This is a genomic window from Rhizobium anhuiense (assembly GCF_003985145.1).
GTDB classification, from domain to species: Bacteria; Pseudomonadota; Alphaproteobacteria; order Rhizobiales; family Rhizobiaceae; genus Rhizobium; species Rhizobium anhuiense.
In genome coordinates, this window is sequence record NZ_ML133522.1 from 853249 (window position 1) to 873872 (window position 20624).

General features: G+C 60.1%; 22 protein-coding genes. 11 read left to right on the forward strand and 11 right to left on the reverse strand.

All coding sequences use genetic code 11. The features are described 5' to 3' along the window. The first annotated feature begins 35 nt into the window (after positions 1 to 35). Together EEQ99_RS10270 and EEQ99_RS10275 are read left to right on the forward strand one after the other, a co-directional pair. The gene (locus tag EEQ99_RS10270) at positions 36 to 1421 is read left to right on the forward strand and encodes a DUF3300 domain-containing protein (protein ID WP_047610337.1); all 1386 of its coding nucleotides are present in this window, start codon (positions 36 to 38) and stop codon (positions 1419 to 1421) included. Positions 1422 to 1450: 29 nt separating this feature from the next. Continuing rightward, on the forward strand, positions 1451 to 2389 hold the full coding sequence (locus tag EEQ99_RS10275; RefSeq protein ID WP_028757189.1) for a DUF2950 family protein: 939 nt from the start codon (positions 1451 to 1453) through the stop codon (positions 2387 to 2389). A 4-nt stretch (positions 2390 to 2393) separates the two neighbouring features. On the opposite strand, the gene EEQ99_RS10280 is transcribed toward EEQ99_RS10275, so the two are convergent. Further along, the gene (locus EEQ99_RS10280) at positions 2394 to 2897 is read right to left on the reverse strand and encodes a CYTH domain-containing protein (protein ID WP_049816532.1); all 504 of its coding nucleotides are present in this window, start codon (positions 2895 to 2897) and stop codon (positions 2394 to 2396) included. A 24-nt stretch (positions 2898 to 2921) separates the two neighbouring features. After that, positions 2922 to 3389, reverse strand: a complete 468-nt coding sequence (locus tag EEQ99_RS10285; protein ID WP_028758642.1) for a hypothetical protein — start codon at positions 3387 to 3389, stop codon at positions 2922 to 2924. Positions 3390 to 3654: 265 nt separating this feature from the next. Here EEQ99_RS10285 and EEQ99_RS10290 point away from each other — a divergent pair, with 265 nt between their 5' ends. The 4 genes from EEQ99_RS10290 to EEQ99_RS10310 all read left to right on the forward strand — a co-directional run bounded on the left by EEQ99_RS10290 (position 3655) and on the right by EEQ99_RS10310 (position 9320). After that, a complete protein-coding gene (locus EEQ99_RS10290; protein ID WP_028758641.1) occupies positions 3655 to 5427 on the forward strand; it encodes a membrane protein in 1773 nt (590 codons plus the stop codon). Between the two features lie 333 nt (positions 5428 to 5760). Next, positions 5761 to 6312, forward strand: a complete 552-nt coding sequence (locus tag EEQ99_RS10300) for a DUF924 family protein (RefSeq protein ID WP_028757186.1) — start codon at positions 5761 to 5763, stop codon at positions 6310 to 6312. A 91-nt stretch (positions 6313 to 6403) separates the two neighbouring features. Next, on the forward strand, positions 6404 to 8941 hold the full coding sequence (locus tag EEQ99_RS10305) for a mechanosensitive ion channel family protein (protein ID WP_028758640.1): 2538 nt from the start codon (positions 6404 to 6406) through the stop codon (positions 8939 to 8941). A gap of 112 nt (positions 8942 to 9053) precedes the next feature. Further along, on the forward strand, positions 9054 to 9320 hold the full coding sequence (locus EEQ99_RS10310) for a hypothetical protein (RefSeq protein ID WP_028758639.1): 267 nt from the start codon (positions 9054 to 9056) through the stop codon (positions 9318 to 9320). Between the two features lie 21 nt (positions 9321 to 9341). Here EEQ99_RS10310 and arsK read toward each other — a convergent pair whose 3' ends face one another. From arsK to EEQ99_RS10345, 7 genes are read right to left on the reverse strand one after another with little or no spacing between them, the layout of a single operon-like run. Then, complete coding sequence (gene arsK / locus EEQ99_RS10315) at positions 9342 to 10574, reverse strand: arsenite efflux MFS transporter ArsK (RefSeq protein WP_047610330.1); 1233 nt, start codon at positions 10572 to 10574, stop codon at positions 9342 to 9344. Next, positions 10571 to 11296, reverse strand: a complete 726-nt coding sequence (arsH, locus tag EEQ99_RS10320; protein ID WP_164735917.1) for an arsenical resistance protein ArsH — start codon at positions 11294 to 11296, stop codon at positions 10571 to 10573. Before arsH ends, arsK begins: the two co-directional genes overlap by 4 nt. Continuing rightward, on the reverse strand, positions 11271 to 11699 hold the full coding sequence (arsC, locus tag EEQ99_RS10325; RefSeq protein WP_028758636.1) for an arsenate reductase (glutaredoxin): 429 nt from the start codon (positions 11697 to 11699) through the stop codon (positions 11271 to 11273). Before arsC ends, arsH begins: the two co-directional genes overlap by 26 nt. Next, positions 11699 to 12403, reverse strand: a complete 705-nt coding sequence (locus tag EEQ99_RS10330) for an aquaporin (RefSeq protein WP_063475089.1) — start codon at positions 12401 to 12403, stop codon at positions 11699 to 11701. The genes arsC and EEQ99_RS10330 overlap by 1 nt, the downstream gene beginning before the upstream one ends. Further along, entirely contained in the window at positions 12400 to 12843 is a 444-nt protein-coding gene (gene arsN2, locus EEQ99_RS10335) for an arsenic resistance N-acetyltransferase ArsN2 (protein ID WP_097542349.1), read from the reverse strand. Before arsN2 ends, EEQ99_RS10330 begins: the two co-directional genes overlap by 4 nt. After that, complete coding sequence (locus EEQ99_RS10340) at positions 12843 to 13373, reverse strand: arsenate reductase ArsC (protein WP_127430347.1); 531 nt, start codon at positions 13371 to 13373, stop codon at positions 12843 to 12845. The genes arsN2 and EEQ99_RS10340 overlap by 1 nt, the downstream gene beginning before the upstream one ends. After that, a complete protein-coding gene (locus EEQ99_RS10345) occupies positions 13370 to 13726 on the reverse strand; it encodes an ArsR/SmtB family transcription factor (protein WP_127430348.1) in 357 nt (118 codons plus the stop codon). Before EEQ99_RS10345 ends, EEQ99_RS10340 begins: the two co-directional genes overlap by 4 nt. 42 nt (positions 13727 to 13768) lie before the next feature. On the opposite strand from EEQ99_RS10345, the gene EEQ99_RS10350 reads away from it, so the two are divergent. From EEQ99_RS10350 to EEQ99_RS10370, 5 genes are all read left to right on the forward strand, one after another. Then, on the forward strand, positions 13769 to 14293 hold the full coding sequence (locus EEQ99_RS10350; RefSeq protein WP_063475085.1) for a DUF6428 family protein: 525 nt from the start codon (positions 13769 to 13771) through the stop codon (positions 14291 to 14293). 129 nt (positions 14294 to 14422) lie between these two features. Further along, the gene (locus EEQ99_RS10355; RefSeq protein ID WP_063475084.1) at positions 14423 to 14926 is read left to right on the forward strand and encodes a DinB family protein; all 504 of its coding nucleotides are present in this window, start codon (positions 14423 to 14425) and stop codon (positions 14924 to 14926) included. A gap of 19 nt (positions 14927 to 14945) precedes the next feature. Beyond that, entirely contained in the window at positions 14946 to 15560 is a 615-nt protein-coding gene (locus tag EEQ99_RS10360) for a TetR/AcrR family transcriptional regulator (protein WP_127430349.1), read from the forward strand. Between the two features lie 417 nt (positions 15561 to 15977). Continuing rightward, positions 15978 to 16808: a response regulator gene (locus EEQ99_RS10365; RefSeq protein ID WP_047610313.1), complete on the forward strand. Its 831-nt coding sequence runs from the start codon at positions 15978 to 15980 to the stop codon at positions 16806 to 16808. 186 nt (positions 16809 to 16994) lie between these two features. After that, positions 16995 to 18326 (forward strand): diguanylate cyclase, encoded by a 1332-nt coding sequence (locus tag EEQ99_RS10370; protein ID WP_127430350.1) that lies wholly within the window; start codon positions 16995 to 16997, stop codon positions 18324 to 18326. A 95-nt stretch (positions 18327 to 18421) separates the two neighbouring features. On the opposite strand, the gene EEQ99_RS35595 is transcribed toward EEQ99_RS10370, so the two are convergent. Together EEQ99_RS35595 and EEQ99_RS10380 are read right to left on the reverse strand one after the other, a co-directional pair. Beyond that, on the reverse strand, positions 18422 to 19441 hold the full coding sequence (locus tag EEQ99_RS35595) for a GlxA family transcriptional regulator (RefSeq protein ID WP_018242426.1): 1020 nt from the start codon (positions 19439 to 19441) through the stop codon (positions 18422 to 18424). A gap of 295 nt (positions 19442 to 19736) precedes the next feature. After that, positions 19737 to 19937, reverse strand: coding sequence for a hypothetical protein (locus EEQ99_RS10380; RefSeq protein ID WP_047610309.1), 201 nt, complete (start codon positions 19935 to 19937; stop codon positions 19737 to 19739). Positions 19938 to 20624: the final 687 nt, after the last annotated feature.

Sequence of the window (20624 nt, forward strand, 5' to 3'; positions counted from 1 at the left end):
CGTCATTCAACTGAATCTAGGGAGGTCAATGTGCGATGAAAGCAATTTCCCGCAAACTGCTTGGTGGGTTGTCAGCTCTGGCGATCATTGCACTGCAGCCAGCCTTCCCCGTGCGAGCACAGGCCCCTGCGCCGGCTGCGGCGCCCACCCAGTCGAGCGCAGAACAACCCGCGGCTGCCCTTCTTTCGGAGGATGAACTCGAGGTGCTGGTGGCGCGGATCGCGCTTTATCCGGACGAACTGGTCGCGGCGATTTCGGCCGCCTCCCTCTTTCCCCTGCAGATCATCGAAGCGCAGCGTTTCCTGGAAGCGAAAAAGAAAAATGCCGATCTCAAGCCCAAAAGCGATTGGGACGGCAGCGTCGTTTCGCTGCTCAACTACCCTGACATTGTCAAGATGATGAGCGAGGATCTCGATTGGACTCAATCACTCGCCGATGCGCTCGCCAATCAGCAGAAGGACGTGCTGATTGCCATCCAGCAGCTTCGCGACGAGGCGGTGGCAAAGAACATCATTAAGACGGATGACAAGGTGACGGTCGTCACCGAAAACGACAACATCATTATCCGTCCGACCGATCCCGAGAAGATCTATATCCCGCAATATCCGCCGGAAATGCTTTATGAACCGGACTATGCCGCGGCGCCGATCTCCTATTATCCCGATTATTACGACAGCTACTACTATCCGGGTGCCGCGTTCTTTGCCGGAGCGGTCACCGGGCTTGCCTGGGCCGCCGTCGTCAATTGGGACGACTGGGGCGTATGGGGTGGTCGCTGGGACGGCGATATCGACATCGATTGCAACAATTGTCTGAATAATCGCAACTTCAACGGAAAAATGAAGTGGAACGACGTCGACTGGGCGAATGTCGACCGCAGCAAGCTGAGCATCGGCAAAGACCAGCTTGCCAAGCTGGATCGGTCGTCGATCAAATCGGGACTTCAGGCCGACAATCGCAATCAACTGCGAAACAAAGCCGCAGATATCCAGGCAGGCCAGAGGCCGGGCAATCGCGGGACGGCCGCTCGCGCGGAAGATATCCGAAAAAACACGGCGCAAGGACTGAAGGCCAAACCGCAGGCGAACAGGCCGACGGCCGCCAATCGTCAGAACGTATCCCGGCCCGAAACCCGTCCTCAAAAATCGGCCAATCGCCCCTCCAAGCCCGCCCAGAAATCCGTAAAGAAACCCAACAAACCGCAGATGGCTGCCCGGCCCGACAATCGCGGGCGCCAGTCGAGCGCACTCGGCAACGTGCAGTCCGGCCGCCAGCAGACCGTCGCCTCGAAACGAGGTGCGCAAAGCATGGGCGCTCATCGCCCGGCAGCCCGTCCCCAGCATCACTCGCGCCCGATGCCGTCTCGCGGCGGCGGCGGCCGCGGTGGCGGTGGCGGCCGCGGTGGCGGCGGGCGGCGATGACACCCCTTACGAGCCCATGGAGTTACATCATGAGACGTCAATCGATGGTAATCCCGCTCATGCTTGCGACAGCGCTCTGCACGATGCCGACGAAGCCGGCGTTTTCGCAGGGGCAGACGGATCTCGCCGAATACAAGGCGGCAACGCCCTCACCGAAATTCGACAGCCCGTCTCTTGCACTCGATCGGCTGAAATCGGTGCTCGGCTCCAACAATATCGGGGATCTTGGGGATCTGCTCGGTCTGAACGCAGACAAGCTGCGCTCGAGCAACGAGGCAATGATCGCTTATGGATTGATCCGGGAAGGCGCCGAACGACAGATGAGCTTGAAAGACGTCGAAGGTGCCAAGATCGTCGTGATCGGTAATCGACTCTGGCCTCTGCCGTTTCCGCTGACTGAGGACAAGGACGGGAAGTGGTCCTTCGACACGCAGCGCGGCTTCGAGGAGATCATCAATCGGCGCATCGGCGAAAACGAACTCGCGACGATCGACACGATGCATGAATATGTGGCTGCGCAGTATCAATATGTGTCCGACGATCGCGACGGTGACGGTATTTACGAGTTTGCCAAAAAATTGATCAGCAGCCCGGGCAAGCTGGACGGCCTCTACTGGGACCCCAGCGTCTCTGCAGAGGAAAGCCCGGCAAGCGCGCTGGTCGAGACGGCCGCTTTCGGCGCCGCCAAACGTGGGGAAGGTTATTTCGGATACCGCTATCGCATCCTGACCGCCCAGGGCGACAATGTACTGGGCGGCAAACAAAGCTACGTCATCAATGGTTATATGACCGGTGGCTTTGCGCTCGTCGCCTGGCCGGTCACATATCGGGTGACCGGCGTGCAGACCTTTGTCGTCAACGGGATGAGCGTCATCTATCAACGCGATTTGGGGCCGCAAACGGAGCAGCGCGCCGCCGCGATCAAGGAATTCAATCCGGACGCCAATTGGACCATTGTAAGCGAATAGGGTCTTACAGCGCGGCGCGGTCGTCAACCGCCCCATGCACCCGGGGGCGGCTGCATGATGCAACCGCCATGGCGCGATTGGAATAGCGTTTGTTGCCCGTGACTTCCCGGCCAAGCCATTTCGGCAGGGCCGGAAGATCATCTTCGCTCGCTATCTCGATCTCGGCGAGCGTCAATCCTTCATAGACTCCGGCAAAGACGTCTACATCCCAGTTTCTGCCCTCGTACAGAACCCGGTAGCGGGTCTTTTCAATGACGTGGCCAGTCGCATGGAGAAGCAGGTCCCGTGCCTCCTCGACAGGAATCTCGTATTCATATTCGTCCTTGGCGAGCCCTGCTGTGTGGAATTTGATTGTCAGGCAAGCAGAACGGTCGTCGATCAAGCGAACACGTACCGAGTTCTTATCTCGAGACAGATAGGCCTGCTGCAGGACATGCGACATGCCGGCGCAATCGCGCCAGCTATCGTTACGCACGAGAAATTTGCGCTCGATCTCGATTGCTTTCAAGTTGATGCCTCTATCTGCTGCCGGTCACTCGACGGGCGGCTCCCAAGTGAGGAAGAAGCCGACGTCTCCCGGCATGCCGTCCGGGAAGCTGATGATCATGGCCTTCAACCCGTAACCCTGCGGTCTGGCAACTTCCTCGAAGAGTTCGAGGAGTTCCTTTGCCTTTCCCTGCAGTGTCTTCTGCCATCCGGACAGGTTGTTGTTGATGGCCCGGCCGCTGTCCGTGCAGAAGGTCGACGGAAAGCTGTAAATCAGCGCCTCATATTTGCCGTCTGCGGCCGCTTTCATGACCAGCCGCTTGATGACGGCGCGTTCCGCTTCGCCAATCTGCTTGCGGAAAAAATCCTCGACGAACTCCGCGTGTTTCTTTGCTTCACGCGCCTTGATCTTTTCGCTGCGCTCCATCTCGACAAGCTGAAGCTCCAGAGCGCGTTTGCGCAGTTCCTCTGCGCTTGTCATGGGATGGGGTGTAGAGGTCTCAGGTGATGTCATCGCAGGCTCCTCCAGAGAATACATGGCGATGATAGAGCGCGCGTGGAGCCTAAGGCAGTAAAATACATGTCGGTGCCGGTAGAATACGGTATCCTACGCGGGCATTTCGTAAACTGTGACTTACGTCCGTCATTTGGCTATTCATGGGATCCGGTCAGCATTGGTTAGGTTATTCGGCTGGGCGGCATTGCCGTCACGCCTGACGGGGACTACTGTTTAGGACTGCGTGCAGCTGGTTGTTCGCAATCGGAGTCTGGGGGAACCGATGACGAGTGCAGGCATAAACAGGGTCACCGCCTCACAGGAGGAGGTGCAGCAGCAACTCCAGCGCATTCTTTCCAGCCGGGAATTCCGCCTTCCCGAACGGGCAAGGCGTTTCCTTGAATTCGTGGTCACGGAAACGCTTGCAGGCCGTCGCGACTACCTGAAGGCCTTTACCATCGCACAGGCCGTTTTTGGCAGAGACGCGAACTTCGATGCCCAACAGGATCCCTGCGTTCGCATCGAAGCCGGTCGGCTGAGACGGGAACTGGAACACTACTACCTGACCGCCGGCGACGCGGACCGGATCATCATCACCATCCCCAAGGGCGGCTACGCGCCGGTCTTCGATGTCATCAGCAGCGCTGAACCCAATGATATCTCGCCGCTCAAGCAGTCCGATCTGCCAAGCTCGTCAGACGACAATAACGCTCAGATCAGTGCGGCTGCGGATACGATCAGCCGGGACCAGGCGGACCGGCGCTTATCGCCGGGCCGATATTGGCTTCTTGCGGCAGTTGCGGTGATCGTCCTGGCCTCGGCGGCGGCCCTCCTTCAGCAGGTCGGGTCGCCGAGCACGGAGCGTGAAACGATATCAGGAGCTGATAATCGCCCTACCATTATCGTCGAGCGTTTCGAAAGCGCCTCCGACGGGAGCCTTGCCTCCGACATCTCTCGCGGCATCACCGACGACATCATCGAGAAGCTGGTCCGCTTCAATGATATCGTTGTCGTCACCGCCATGCCGCGGAATAGAACCGGCGAAGTTTTGTCGCAGCCGCTTTATGCCCTCCAAGGAAGTGTGCGGCTCGAAGGCAGCAAGCTGCGCTCGACAGCCAGACTCGTGCGGCGGGCGGATGCCGCCGTCATCTGGGCAAGTAATTATGATGCCGACATGAAGGTGCAAGGCATCCCACAAACGCAAGCGAGCCTTGCCGGGGATATCGCGACGGCGGTCGCGCGTCCGTTCGGCGTCATGTTCCAGACCGATACCGCGACCATCGCCGGAAGCACGGACGCTTTTTCATGCGTTCTATCCTACTATAGCTACCGCAGCGAAATGACCGTGCAGGCGCACGAGGTGGCAAAATCCTGCCTGCAGCAGGCCGTGGAAAAAGTGCCGTCCGATTCCAATATCTTCGCCCTTCTTTCGTTGATTCATCTCGACGAGTTCCGCTTTTCATACCAACTTCACACGAAATCGACGGCTGCCACGCTCGACCTCGCGAAGGAACTTGCCGAGCAGGCCGTGCGGCTCGACCCAAAGAATGCACGCGCTCTTCAGGCACTGATGCTTGCCAACTTTTTCGGCAATGATCCGGCCGGAGCCCTGAGCGCCGGCGCTGCCGCCTATGCCAGCAATCCGAACGATACCGAGGTGGCAGGTGAATACGGCCTGCGCCTGTCGATGTCGGGGGAATGGGATAGAGGCTGCACGCTGATTTCGGAGGCAGTCGGCAAGAATGCCGGACCACGCGGATATTACGAGGTCGGAATGGCGCTCTGTGCCTTCATGCGGGGCGATACGCAGGCTGCGGAACTATGGTCGCGCATGTCGGACCTCAATTACAATCCGATGCATCGTCTCGTATTGCTCTCCATTCTCGGCACGCTTGGAAAAAAACAGCAAGCAGAGGAACAGCTTGAGTGGATCAGGCGCGAGTCACCCGCATTGATCCCGAACATCAGACAGGAGGTCGCCAGGCGGCTGGCGCGGACCGAAGATCAAAAGCGTTTTATTTCGGGAATTGAAGCCGCTGGCCTGTCTGTGCAATAGGGCGAAGCTTGGATCATCGCCAAGCTCTGAGGCTGGAGCGGCTGCCTCCTCCAAGCTGCCGGGCCCCATCACCTTCTTCAATGGCCTACAATACTTCAAAGCATGTGCCGCTGGTTGGGCCTTGCGAGATGTGTAATCCCTTAGTGTTCTGACGGGACGAGGGACGAGCCAAACGAGACGGGGCGGGGATGGAGAGGTCGCGGCATATCCTCTTCGCCCCGTTTACGGGGAGAGGTGCCGGCAGCCGAATAAGGGGTTGATTTTATAAAAATTTCCAATATTTACAATAATTTAATTGATTGAATTGAATCCATTCACTCTAGGGAAGGAAGCATGACGACGATCCGCAGGCCTGGGGAAGTCTATGATTTCTGGTTCGTCAGATGCGGCCGGGAGCTGTGGTTCCGTGCGACGCCGGAGCTTGACGCCGAGATCCGCGAAGGCTTCCGCGATACCCATCTGGCGCTTGCCGCGGGCGTCCGGGACGAATGGCGGGCCGACCCGGAAAGCCGGCTGGCGGCCGTCATCGTGCTCGACCAGTTTCCCCGCAATATCTATCGCGGCACCCCGCTTGCCGTCGCGACCGACGGGCTGGCGCTTCGGGAAGCCAAGCTCGCGCTCGCAGCAGGCGCCGACCAGGCGGTTGAAGCGGCATGCCGCACCTTTTTCTACATGCCCTTCGAACATGCCGAAGACCTTGACGAGCAGGAACGTTCGGTGGCGTTGTTCACCGCGCTTGGCGATGAGGAATATCGCGATTATGCGATCCGCCACCGCGACGTGATCGCCGCCTATGGCCGTTTTCCGCACCGCAATGCCATGCTCGGGCGGGAGTCGACGGCGGCGGAGCGCGACTATCTCTCCAGGCCCGATGCCGGTTTCTGAGGCTTTCCGGGGATATTCCGCCTTTCTGTCGCCTTTCTTTGCTATGACAAGCAGGCATTCTATCCTGACGACAACCCTTCCGGAGGCGCTTTTGCGGCTGAGACCGATCCTGCTTCGCACCATTCTTCTGCTGACGCTGGCGGTCGCGGGCGCGCATTTCAATGGTGCTGCGGCCTTCGCCCAGGAGCCGCAGGCACCGGCTGCCGCGCAGGAGGCACCGCTTACCGATACGCCACTCGATCAGGCGGCGAAGGAGATCGACAAGGCGAAGGTCCAACTGACGGCGCTTCAGGACGGCGCCAAGCAGAGTGCCGACAATGACGATGCCCTGGTCGGGCTCGCCACCAAGGCTGACGAGCTTAGCCGCGCCGTCATCACCATATCGGTCAATCTCCGGCCGCGGTTCGACCAGATCAAGAACCGGCTTGCCGAGATCGGCGATCCGCCGAAGGACGGGCAGCCGCCCGAGGCGAAGATTGTCACGGACGAGCGCAATGCGCTGACTGCCGAGCGTGCGCAGATCAACGCGGTGACCGGTGACGCCGAAAACCTGTCGATCGCGGTGACGAAGCTCCTCAACGAAATCATCGAAATGCGGCGGCGGCTTTTCGCCGACACGCTTTTCAGGCGCACCGAGATCTCCGTCTCGGTGCTCGACGATGCCGTGAGCGCTTTCGTGCACGAGGCCAGCGAATTCTCGCAGGCTTTGTCGAGCTGGGCCTCTTTCGTCTGGAAGTTCAAGCGGTTCCCGCTGTTTGCCGCGATCTTCCTGTCGCTTGCTTCGGCGCTCATTCTGCTATCCGGCAGCTATCGGCTGTTCGGCTCGTATCTGCGCCGGGACGAGGCGATCGAGAACCCGTCCTATATCGGCCGGCTGTCGATCGCCTTCTGGTCGACGCTGATCCGCACCCTGGCGCTTTCGGTACTGCTCGTCACCTCGTTCTTCTTCCTCAATAGTTTCAATGTTCTGCGGCCCGACATCGCACCTGTCATCGGCGCCCTGTTTGCGGCGATCGGGCTCGTCTATTTCGTCGGCCGTTTCGTCAACGCCATCTTCGCACCGGACGAACCTCGCTGGCGGCTCGTCCGGCTTTCCAATCTCGGCGCACGCTCGATCGGCTATTGCCTGCTGGCGATGGCGATCGTCAACGCGCTCGATTATCTGTTCGGGACGATCGGCGAGGCGATGGGCTCGCCGCTGGTGCTGACCGTGGTCAGGAGCCTGATTGCCGCGCTGATCATTGGCCTGATCCTGATCGCGGCCTCGTTCGGCAAACCGATGCTGGCGAAGAACGGCGATCCCGATGCGCCGGGCCGGCATTGGCCGCGCGGCATGGGGATCATCCTGCGCGTCGTTGGCGCCGGTCTCATCCTCACCGCGCTGAGCGGTTATGTCGGGCTGGCGCGCTTCGTCGCCACGCAGCTCATCATCACCGGCGCGGTCGTTGCCACCATGTATGTCGGCCTGCTCTCCGGCAAGGCGATATCAAAGCAGGAAAGCTTCGGCGACACCTTCTTTGCAAGCTTCCTGACGCGCCGCTTCAAGCTTGGGCCGGTGGCGATCGACCAGGCCGGCTTGCTCGTCGGCCTTGCCATCTATGCGGTGGCGCTTCTCGTCGGCATCCCGCTGATCCTGCTGCTCTGGGGCTTCCATGTGCAGGATCTGCAGTTGATCGCCTACCGGCTGTTCACCGAGGTCAGGCTCGGCGGCATCAGCATCTCGCTGCTCGGCATCTGCACCGGCATTCTGCTGTTTGCCGGCGTCTACCTGCTGACACGCTGGCTGCAGCGCTGGCTCGACGGCAATGTGATGGCAAGAAGCCATGTCGATCTCGGCGTGCGCAATTCGGTCAAAACCGGCATCGGCTATCTCGGCGTCGGCATCGCGGCGATCATCGGCGTTTCGGCGGCCGGCATCGATCTGTCGAGCTTCGCGCTGGTCGCCTCAGCACTTTCGGTCGGCATCGGTTTCGGCTTGCAGAACATCGTTTCCAACTTCGTCTCCGGCTTGATCCTGCTCGTCGAGCGGCCGTTCAAGGTCGGAGACCATGTTGTATCAGGCACGGCCGAAGGCATCGTCAAGCGTATCTCGGTGCGCGCCACCGAGATCGAGACCTTCCGCAAGCAGTCGATCATTGTGCCGAATTCGGAGTTGATCAACGGGCTCGTCGGCAACTGGACGCATCGCAACAAGATCGGCCGTTCGGAAATCCCCGTATCCGTCAGCTACAACGCCGATCCGCAGAAGGTGATGGATATCCTGCTGGAACTGACCGCCAAGATTCCGCTCGTCATGCGCAACCCCGAGCCGCATGTCGAATTTTTGCGTTTCGGTCCCTATTCGCTGGATTTCGAGCTGCGCTTCTTCCTCGCCGACATGGGCGACGGCATGACGGTGCGCAACAATTTGAGGATCGAGATCCTCCAGCGCTTCAAGGCCGAGGGGATCGAGATCCCGTTGCCGCAGAGCGATCTCACCATCCATCGAGAGGCTCCTCCCGTCCTTGTCGATGCGGGCAGGGATCGGAAGGGCGACCAAGAAAATCCAGGGGATAAGCCCATGGAGGAGGAAGAGCGGCCGGTGCGGCAATTGCGCAGCCGGACGGCGGACGGCAATCTCAAGAGCTGAACGGGTCATTCAGCCATCATTCACGGGTGTGCGTGCATGATCCCTTCCATCGGGATCGCTGCCGGGGGCAGCACCGATCGTTCGAGGGGAGGGCGCGCCAGCGCCGCCGCACATGATGGCAAGATTTGCCGCCGTTCTGCTTGTCCCGCTGCTTGCCGCGCCCGCGGCTTATGCGGCATCCGTTACCAACACCGATCCGGCGGCCGTCGTGCTCGTCATCACCGAGAGCGGCCAGCGCGTCGAGGTTGTGGTCGATGCCGGCGCTTCGGAAAGCCTCTGCCCCTCCGGTTGCTTCATGACGACGCCCGACGGCGACCGCATCGGACTCGACGGCGGCGAGACGATCGACATCGTCAAGGGCTCGGCCGTCGTCAAGTAGCGGCTGCACTGATTGATGCGCTCAAGCTTCTCCGGGATTGGGAACCGCTTCCGACCGGGCAATCGGGCGCGTCAGCCGCAGAATGGCGAAGAATGCGGCGACGGCGACGGTGCTGAGCAATGCTGCGATAGACAGTGACCATGATACGCCGAGACTGCCCATCAGGAAGGCGAGTGCGAACGGCGCCATTGAGGCGACGACGAGACGGACCGACATGATTTGTCCTTGCCGCCGGCCGTAGCCATCGCTTCCGAAGAGCGCGAGCGGCAAGGTTCCGTAGACGATGCTGTTAAGGCCCGAACCGAGGCCGAAGACGACTGCAAAGACCAGCGCGCCGGGCACCGAGGGTGCGGTGGCGATGAGGATGACAAGGGCTGCCGGCAGCAGGACGGCGCAGATGATCGCCAGCATCACTTGCGACAAGCTCTCACCAAAGACCATGTTGATGAGGCGACTGAGCACCTGTGACGGGCCGAAGAGCGTTCCGACCACCACTGCCATGGCGCCGAGGCCAAGTGCCGACATCACAGGCACCATGTGAACCAGAAGTGCCGCGTTCACGAAGCTCTCCAAAGCAAAGCCCGTCACCATCAGGATAAAGGCCGGCCGGCGCACCGACGGCTGAAGGCTCGGCTCGACGTGTTTTGCGGCCGCCTCTCCGGTCCGTTTCCTGGTCTCGCTGACGCCACGGGAGAGCCAGGCGTGAAGGGGAAGGCAGATGGCGAGATGAAGCGCGGCGAAGATCAGATAGACATTCTGCCATGACAGATGCGCGTGCAGCGCCGTGGTGATCGGCCAGAAGATGGTCGAGGCAAAGCCGGCGATCAGCGTCAGGTAGGTGATGCTGCGCTGAGCAACCCGTGGCCTGATCTGCACGAGCAAGGCGAAGGCGGCGCCATATTGCACCAGGTTCGAGGCGACCTCGATGCCGATCAATGCTGCGATAAAAGCGATCTTTCCCGGTGCGAAGGCGCAGGCGATAAGGGCGGCTGCGGCAATCGCCGAGCCTGATGTCATGATCCTGCCCGCGCCGAAGCGATCGATCCATGTGCCCATAAGCGGTGCGGCCAGGCCGCCGATCAGAAGCGCCGCGGAGAGGGCGCCGAAGATCCATTCCGATGACCAGTTGAGATCACGGGCCATGTCAGGGGCGAGGATGCTGAAGCTGTAATAGAGGCTGCCATAGCCGATGATCTGCGTGAGCCCGAGTGCGGCGATGGCGGCTAACGGCGGTCGTTCGGCGCTGATTGTCATAGGGACCTGAGGCTGACGCGCTGTTCGAGCTTTTCGGCTTCCTCTTTCCGTTCGCTGTAGCGGTCGGTCAGATAGTTCGAGGCATCACGGGTCAGCAGTGTGAACTTCACCAGTTCCTCGCAGACGTCGACGACGCGGTCGTAATAGGATGAGGGTTTCATACGGCCGTTCGCGTCGAATTCCTGGAAAGCCTTGGCGACGGAGGACTGATTGGGGATCGTGATCATCCGCATCCAGCGGCCAAGGATGCGCAGTTGGCCGACCGCGTTGAACGACTGGGAACCGCCGGAGACCTGCATCACCGCAAGCGTCTTGCCTTGTGTCGGCCGCACCGAGCCAACCGACAACGGAATCCAGTCGATCTGCGCTTTCATGATACCGCTCATTGCGCCATGACGTTCAGGACTGACCCAGACCTGTCCTTCCGACCATGCCGACAATTCGCGCAGTTCCTGAACTTTTGGGTGGCTCGCCGGTTCCTCGTCAGGCAGCGGCAGACCTTCGGGATTGAAGATCCGTACCTCGCAGCCGAAATATTCGAGCAGCCGTGCGGCCTCCTGTGCGAGGAGGCGGCTGTAGGACACTGTTCGCAGGGAGCCATAAAGGATCAGGATGCGAGGCTTGTGCGTCGAGAGCGTCGGCCTGAGTGCATCCATATTCGGCTGATGCAGATGCATCGGAGATGCTGCGGGCAGATCAGACAATGCGCTTGCCTTCGGCATCGAGCACCTTCTCGCCGTCCTCTTTGGTGAAGGCGCCCTTATGCGTTTCCGGGAGGATTTCGAGGACAAGTTCCGACGGCCGCGACAGGCGTGTGCCGAGCGGCGTGACGACGAAGGGGCGGTTAATCAGGATCGGATCTTTCAGCATGGCGTCGAGAAGCTGGTCGTCGGTAAGGTCGGGGTTGTCGAGGCCGAGCTCCGCAAAGGGCGTGCCCTTTTCGCGGATCGCCTCGCGAACACTCAATCCTGCATCCGCAATCATCTTGATCAGTTGTTCGCGCGACGGCGGGTTTTTCAGATATTCGATCACATTGGGCTCAATGCCGGTGTTCTGGATCATCGCCAGCGTGTTGCGCGAGGTGCCGCATTCCGGGTTGTGATAGATCGTCACATCGATAGTCATCAGGCAGATTCCGTCTTGGTCAGGGTTTCAGGATTGCGGGATTCCATCAACAGCCATCCCGCGAACATCAGCGCCAGCAATGCGCCGAGGATTTCAGCAACGAGAAAACCCGGTAGATCGATCGGGCGGATGCCGGAAAATGTGTGCGTCAGTGATCGGGCAATCGCGACCGCGGGATTGGCAAACGACGTGGAAGCGGTAAACCAGTAGGCGGCGGTGATATAAAGGCCAACCAGCCATGCCACGGCATCGGCGCGAAAGCGAACACCGGCGAAGATGACGAAGACGAGGCCGAAGGTTGCCGTCAATTCGGAGAGCCATTGTGCGCCGCCGGTGCGCACGGTTTCCGAGGCCTGCAGCAGGGGAAGAGCGAACATGGCATGGGCGAGCATCGTTCCGGCAATGCCGCCGACGATCTGCGCGGCGATGTAGGCCGGAAGGGTAGAGGCGGGCAGCTCGCGCCGGAGCGCAAAAACCAGCGACACCACCGGATTGAAATGTGCGCCGGAAATCGGGCCCAAGATGGTGACGAGGACGACAAGCACCGCCCCTGTTGCCAGCGTGTTGCCGAGCAGCGCAAGCGCCGTATCGTTCGTCAGGCTGTCCGCCATGATTCCCGATCCGACGACGGTTGCCACCAGCAACAGCGTGCCCAGGGCTTCGGCGGCAAGTCGTCGAGACAGCGGAAACACTGGCGCGCTCATGCCGGCAGGCTCCGGACCATCAAGGCGGCGGATGCCGGGCACAGGCTTGCGGCCTGCCGCGTCGTCAGGATGGCGGCGGGCGCATCATCGCGGGCGATCGGAAGAAAACCGAGCGATTGAAAGAAGGGGGCGGCCGTTTCAGTCAGCACATAGGCAGCAGCCGCACCTTTCTTATGGGCCTGATCGAGCAAGGCAAGGGTAATAGCATGGCCGAAGCCAAAGCCTTGCTGATCGGGCAGCACGACAATGGAACGCAGGAGTGCGGCCTCGCCATAGAGTTCCAGCCCGCCGAAGCCGACCGTCTGGCCGCCACGCGAAAACCGGTAGAAGCTTCGGCCGGGCTCTGTGAGGTCATCGACCGGAAGCCCGGCGGCTGCGAGCACGGCACGAAGTTTGTCATCGGGCCCTTCCAAGGCCTGCTGGTTCAAATCGAAACCCATCAGCCGGCCTTGGACGGTTTTGCTGTCGTGCCTTCCATGGCGCCGATCTGATGCAGGTGCGATTGAAGCGCGAGCTTGTCGATCGAGGAAAGAGGCTGGCTCAAAAAGGCGCTGATCCGGTTTTTGAGGAAGCCGGCGGCCTGCACGAAGGCGCGGCCCTTGTCGACTTCGCTGCCCTCGACGGCAGCGGGATCCTCGACGCCCCAATGGGCGGTCATCGGGTGGCCGATCCAAACCGGGCAGGCTTCGCCGTGCGCGCTGTCGCAGACTGTAAAGATGAAGTCCATCTCCGGAGCGCCAGGCCCGGCGAACTCGTCCCAGCTCTTCGAGCGGAAGCCGGTCGTGGGGTAACCCTGCGCCGCAAGCTCCTTCAGCGCATGGGGATTGACCTCACCCTTCGGCTGGCTGCCGGCCGAATAGGCCTTGAATCGACCCTTGCCTTCGGTCTGCAGGATCGATTCCGCCAGGATCGAGCGGGCAGAATTGCCCGTGCAGAGAAAGAGCACATTGTAAACGCGATCAGTGGTCATTGCAGTTTCTCCTTCCCTTTTGGCGCACAGCAGGCCGCGACCTCCGCGGCAGGGGCACAGATTTCCGGATGCCCGGAGCAGCAATCTTCCATCAAGAAGCGAACCAGGCCACCTAGCGCCTCGTAGTTCGCGGTATAAATGATCGACCGGGATTCACGCTGCTGCGCGATCAGCCCGGACCGTTCGAGTTCCTTCAGATGGAAGGAGATATTGGACGGCGAGACCTCCGCCTTCTCCGCGATCGCGCCCGCCGCCATACCGCCGGGACCCGAAACCACGAGCATACGGACGATGTACAGGCGGGTTTCCTGCGACAGCGCGCCGAACGCTATGAGGGCTTGACGTTGATCCATATTTCAATAATCCTTGAACTGTTGAAGCAAGGATTAACTGATATGAAGATCATCGACAACAGCAAAATTCAAGAGAACGACATCGATCTCGGCCTGCTGCTCGAGATGCTTGGCGGCGCCAAGGATTCTCCGCTGATTTTTTATTACGACGGCAAGCCGGTAAAGCCCGGCTATCATGTCACCGAGGTCAAGGCGGGCCAATTCTCAGGCCTCGACTGCGGCGCCAATCCCGAGGCATGGGCGGAGATCTTCATCCAGCTCTGGGACATCGAGGAAGGCGACCGCGCACATATGCCGGCCGGCAAGTTCTATTCCATCATCCGCAAGGTGACGGAGCATGTGCAGCTCGACGGTTCGGCCAAGCTCACCTTCGAGGTCAGTGACGGCGTGCGGCCGATGCAGCTCTATTGCGCCGCGAGACCGATTCTCGGCGCCGGCGCCATGCATGTCGAGTTATCGCCGCGGCCGGCAAGCTGCAAGCCGCGCGACCGCTGGCTGGCGGAGGAAAGCAGCAGGGCAGCCGCCTGCTGCGGTCCGGCCGCGGCAAAGAGCGGCTGCTGCGCGTAAAACTCATGAGATCGCGGCAGAGCAGAGGTAGCAGTGAAATTGAAAAATATTGACTGACCACCAGTCAGTCATATAAATCGAGACTGTCGGCTACTACCGGCGGCATCCATTTCACGCCCGGAGATCGCAATGAGCGCGCAGACCCTGTTGAACTCTCTGTTCCAATACAAAGCCAGCGTCGACGATGAGCTTCTCGATGCTTTGAACGCGCTCGAGGCTGACGCGCCTTCCGACGCGTTTCGGTCGGCGCTTCGCGTGCTCAACCACGCTCATCTCGTCGATCGCATCTTCGTTGCCAATCTTCAGGGGCTGGGTCATACCTACGCGGCGAGCTGGAGCAGCGAAACGCCGCCTTTGGCGCAGCTGTCGGCCGATATCCGGGATACCGACCGTTGGTATATCGATTACACCTCGCGGATAAGCCTTCAGGAAATGGAGGAGGTCGTCGACTTCACCTTCACCGATGGCGGACGCGGGCGCATGTCCCGCGAAGAGATGCTCGCCCATGTGGTGACGCATGGCGGTTATCATCGCGGTGAAGTCGGTCGCCTGCTGCCTGATATCGAGAGCACCGCAATGCGCGACGTGTTTACCGGCTACCTGCACAGGACCGATCCCGCGCGCCGTCAATGAGAGTGGAGCAGTCCCGTCGATGCCGGCCGATCCTGTTTCAAAACCGAGAACCAAGCCCGCCGAAGAGCGGCGCGACGAGTTGATGATCGCGGCCGAGCGGCTTTTTCTGGAAAAGGGCCTGGAGCAGACGATGATCGAGGAGATCACGACGGGGGCCGGGGTCGCCAAGGGCACGTTCTACCTGCACTTCTCCTCGAAGGCCGATGTTCTCCAGGCGCTGCGCGCCCGTTTCGTGCAAAGCGTGCTGGATGGCATCGTCGCGGCGATCGAAGGACGAGGGCAGGAGGATTGGCACGGCAAGCTGGCAGCCTGGTCAACGGCATGCGCCACCGGCTATCTCGACGCGGCCGGGCTGCATCATCTCGCCTTCGTGGCGGCACCCCCCGCAACGAAGGAAGGACTTTCGCGCAACATCCTGATCGACCATCTGAACGAACTGCTTGCCGCTGGCGCTGGCGAGAATGCCTGGTCGGTCGACGATCCCGGCTTCACGGCGGTGTTCCTGTTCAATGCCCTGCACGGTGTGGTCAATCAGCCCGGCATCGGCGAGACGCCGGCTGCCCGCGCCCAATTGCTGCGCGCGATCGAGGCGCATTTCCTGCGCTCGCTGGGCTTGCCGTCAGGTATGGACTAAGCGCTGGGCATCCAGGTATGGCCCCGGAGGGCACTTGCCACATCCGGCGTCCACCCGGTCAGGTCGTGTTGAATAGCCTGGGCTCCATTGCTGAGATCTGCACGAGGCAACGAAGACGCTTTGGAAAGCAAGGCGGAAATCCTGTCGCAAGTCCGTCCAGCCCCTCTAAAGGCTATATTATGAGGGGAACAAGCTGCGGCATGGCGATCCTCGTAATGTGACGTTGTCGGCAAAGCCCGTTCGATGCCGAGAGTGCGGTGCTTCGCGCCTGATTTCTTAAGCATATCTGCAGGAAATCGGGGGCGATCCCATCGGGCCGCTTCTTCGCTTCATATCCCGGCGCGCTGATTAATAATTATTCAAATCAATTGATGTATCGATTTGATCCGGGGACAGATTTTACATCAAAGGTTTGCTATGGCGTTTCTAGGTATTTCGGGGATGCAATATTCCGGGGAAATGTTTGCTGGCGCGCGCATTATTGTCGCGGAAGATTCCAACGTATTCACCTCGATGATCAGCAAACGCCTCAAGGAGCTGTTCGACATTGATGTCGAGATTTGCCGCAGCTTCGAGGATCTGCAGTTTTCCTACGACAAGTCTTCCGATCCGATCACGCTGGCGATCTCGAACATCAACCTGCCCGGCGCCGAAAACGGCGAAGCGCTCGAGTATCTGGTCGATCTTTCCATCCCGACCATCGTCTTTACCGGCACCTTCCACGAAGGCATGCGCGACAAGCTGATGGCCAAGGACATCGTCGATTATATCCTCAAGGACAATATCTTCGCCGTCGACCTTCTGGCGGAATCGATCTGCCGGTTCCTGACCAATCATCGCCACCATGTGCTGATCGTCGACGATAGTGCGACGGCGCGCGCCCTGCTGTCGAGCCGGCTGAAGCGTTACAATTTCCGTGTGAGCGTCGCCGAGAACGGCGGCAAGGCGCTGGAGATCCTGAAGGCCAATCGCGATATCGGCCTGATGATTACCGATTACAACATGCCCGACATCGACGGCTTCGAGCTGACGCGGCGCATCCGCTCCAATATCGGCTCGCATGAGTTGCGCATCATCGGCGTTTCCTCTTCGTCGAACCGGCTGCTTTCGGCACGATTCCTGAAGGCCGGCGGCAATGATTTCATGTTGCGCCCCTTCATCGACGAGGAGTTCTACTGCCGCGTCAACCAGAACCTCGATACGCTGCTGCAAATTCAATCGATGCGCAAGGAGCGGGCGGTTGCCTGACGGCTCTTCCGGCATCGGTATCGGCAGGGGGGCCGAGGCGACTGTCGGGGACAGTCGTCGAATTTTTGCAATTAGAGGTAATGTCGCTTTCATTTGTCCCCTTCACGCGCATAAGCCTCTCGGCTATCGTCCGCCCCGGGGAGAGGGCCGAGTCGAGCCCGTCGGACGTATGGGGGAATAGCGGCTGTGGCGTTTCAAGCGGATTTTCAGCGAGATGGCATTGGGCTCCGCTCCGGCGGGCTAAAAATACTTCTGGTTGAAGATTCCCGGATGTTTTCTGCCGTGCTCTGTCACCGGTTCCAGACCGAGCTCGGCCTTGCCGTCAAATCCTGCCCGTCACTGAAGGCTCTTCGCAAAGAACTTGCCGCGGACGGTCACGGCTACACCATGGCCGTCGTCGATCTCAACCTGCCGGATTCGCCCTATGGCGAGGCGCTCGACTGCACGATCGAGCACGATATCCCGGCGATCGTCTTTACCGCGACATTCGATCTCAACACGCGCAACAAGATCATGGAGCGCAATGTCATCGATTACGTGCTGAAGGACAATGAATTCGCGCTCGACAATCTGGTCGCCACCGTCCGGCGGGCGATCTCCAACCGCAAGACGCGGGTGCTCGTCGTCGACGATGTCGCCTCGGCGCGCCAGGTGCTCGTCGACCTGCTGAAGGCGCAGCAATATCTCGTCGTCGAGGCAAGTTCGGGGCTCGAGGCGCTGGCAGCGCTCGAGGCCTACAGCGATATCGAACTCGTCGTCACCGACCACCACATGCCCGATATGAGCGGCTACGAGCTGACGCGGCGCATCCGCCATCGCTTCGGTTCGGACAGGCTGCGTGTCATCGGCGTTTCCGCCTCCAACGACCGCATGCTTTCGGCGAGTTTCCTCAAGGCCGGCGCCAGCGATTTCGTCTACCGGCCCTTTGTCGCCGAGGAACTGCAATGCCGCATCGCCAACAATGCCGAGACGCTGGCGCAGATGCGGCAGCTGCGGGCGGCGGCGGCCTGCGACTATCTCACAGGCCTCTATAACCGCCGCTATTTCTACGACAACGGCCCGAAGCTGGTGAACGAGTGCCTGCGGCTGAAGGTGCCGAGTTCCGTGGCCATTCTCGATATCGACCATTTCAAGCGGCTGAACGATACCTATGGCCACGAGATCGGCGACAAGGTGCTGAAGGCTGTCGCAAACAGGCTGTTTACGATCTTCGAAGGCAGCGAAAATCTTCTCTCGCGCCTCGGGGGCGAGGAATTCGCCATCCTCTTTCCGCAGATGGATTCCGCTGCTGCGACCAAGCTCTGCGACGAGATCCGCTCGGACATTTCGCGGCTGAAGGTTACGGCCGACGACGAGGAACTCGGTGTTACGATTTCGATCGGCATTGCCGAAATCGGCGGTTACGAGACTTTCGAGAATTACCTCAACGCTGCCGACCAGTTCCTCTACATGGCCAAACACCGCGGCCGAAACCAGGTCTATTCCGACGCCAGAATGACGGAAGAGGCGGCGCAATAAAGCCATCCCAGCGCGGGGCTGAAGCCGCCGCCTTTCACATCAGACGGCGACAGGCCTTTCCCAACGTCTCAAGCGGCGACGGCCTTCTTATAGCCTCAGGCGGCAACTGCCTGCCGTGCGGTCGCCATGGTCATCTTGCGCTCGGCGCGCTCCTGCTGCGGCGAGCGATGGTAGAGTTCGCGATAACACTTGGAGAAATGCGAGGCCGAGACGAAGCCGCAGGCGACGGCGACCTCGACGACCGGCATCGAGGACTGCACCAGCAGGTGGCGGGCGCGGTCAAGGCGGATTTCCAGATAGTAGCGGGCCGGCGAGCGGCCCATCTCCTGGCGGAACAGCCGCTCGATCTGGCGGCGGGAGAGGCCGGCACCGTCGGCGATCTCGATCAGCGACAGCGGCTCGGCGAGATTGCCTTCCATCAGCTCGATGATCGACAGCACCTTGGCGTTCTGCACGCCGAGGCGGGCGCGCAGCGGCAGTCGCTGGCGATCGTGCGGGTTGCGCACGCGGTCGGTCAGGTGCTGCTCGCAGATGCGGTTGACGAGGCTTTCGCCGAAATCCTCGCCGACAAGGTTCAGCATCATGTCGAGCGAGGCGGTGCCGCCGGCGCAAGTATAGAGATTGCCGTCGATCTCGTAGAGATCGGCATAGACCTCCGCCTGCGGGAAGGCTTCCGAAAAGCCCGGCAGGTTTTCCCAGTGGATGGCACAGCGCTTGCCGTTCAGGAGACCGGCCTGGGCAAGCACATGCGCGCCCGTACAGAGGCTGCCGACGGCAACGCCGCGATTGTAGCATTCACGCAGCCAGGCATTGACCGACTTGTTGTTGAACTGCTCGACATCGATGCCGGAACAGACGAGCACCATGCCCGGCCGGTTTTCGCCGCCGAGATGGCGACGTTCCTCGGCAAGCGAGGAATTGGCCTCGACGCCGATGCCGCAGGAAGAATAGACCTTTTCCCCGTCGACAGAGGTCAGCCGCCAGGTATAGGCCTGATAGCCGAGCATGCGATTGGCGATGCGCAACGTGTCCACGGCCGCCGAAAAGGGCAGCATGGTGAATTGCGGTACCATAAAGAAGACCAGTGAACGCTTCTTGATCTGCATCCTATTCATAGCGAAATCCATGCTCGAGGGGCGATGACACATTCGTTGCGCGGAATGCGTCGCGCCGATGTCCTGAAAGCGACACTGGCATGGAAAAATGCGGCCGGGAAGAGCAAATATGCGACATCGCCCACGTTTGGGCCGGTCAAACCACCGGAATGGCCGAGGACAGCGCAGATGACAGATTCACAGGAAACTGAAATTCAAGACTGAAAAGGGCTTGGGATTGGACGGTCATGCCGCGAAAAAGGCGGCGTTGCGCGAAGCAGACGCCGCCCCTATCTTGGGAAGAATGTCGCATTCATTACATGGTCCGGTGTTTGCTGTCGTCCGTGCTCGGCCAGCCGATGTCCTTGCGGATGTCGAAAGGCATAGCTTCGATTTCGCGGGCCGTCTGCCAGCGTGTCCAGGCGAGCACGAGCTTGCGGGCATAATGTGCCAGATCGAAGCGGCTGTCGCTGGAGGTGAGGGTCTTGCCACCACCCCGATAGGTGAGCGTGGTCATTTTCCGGTTCCTTTCTTAGGTCAAGGACATGGGGATCGATGGGAGGTTCGTCCATGTCCGTAATGCCAATATGGCCCCAGACAACTCATCATTCAAACGAATAGGGCTTATGGATAACATCAGAGATATTGAATGATCGGAGCGTGCCCGGCGGCCCTAGGCTGGCCTCGACATTGTAGAACCCAACCAAAAGCGATTTTCGATTCAAAGGATTGGAATTCAAAACCAAAGGATTGCGATTTTTTGAATCGATATCCTAGTGGAGCTTGCGACAGATCAGTTGGTTATAGCCGAGCTACTACGTGACCTTCCCGCGAGGAGATGTTGCTCGCCAACTCAAAAAAATTGCGATTTCACCCAAAGGATCACGATTTTCATATTCGAGGTTCTGGAGGGGTTTGATCATCCGGGAGGGCACGGTGCAGCTAGCCAGCGGCTGGCGACGGGTCGCGGAACTTACGATTGCCGAGGCTGCAAAAGCCTCAAGAACCAGGTTCGTGCGTCGTATGCGGTCTACAACGTTAGCACTCCCGGGTCTGCGCGTGCGTAGATCAACTGAACCCCACCCGGAAGGAAGGATTGATCGAAGCCCCGAGCGTTCGCTCATTGAAGGCTGGGATGTTTCCGAGAAAGATGTCGACAATCATCCCGATCCTAATCTCTTGGGCAACGTGCTCGTTGCCTACA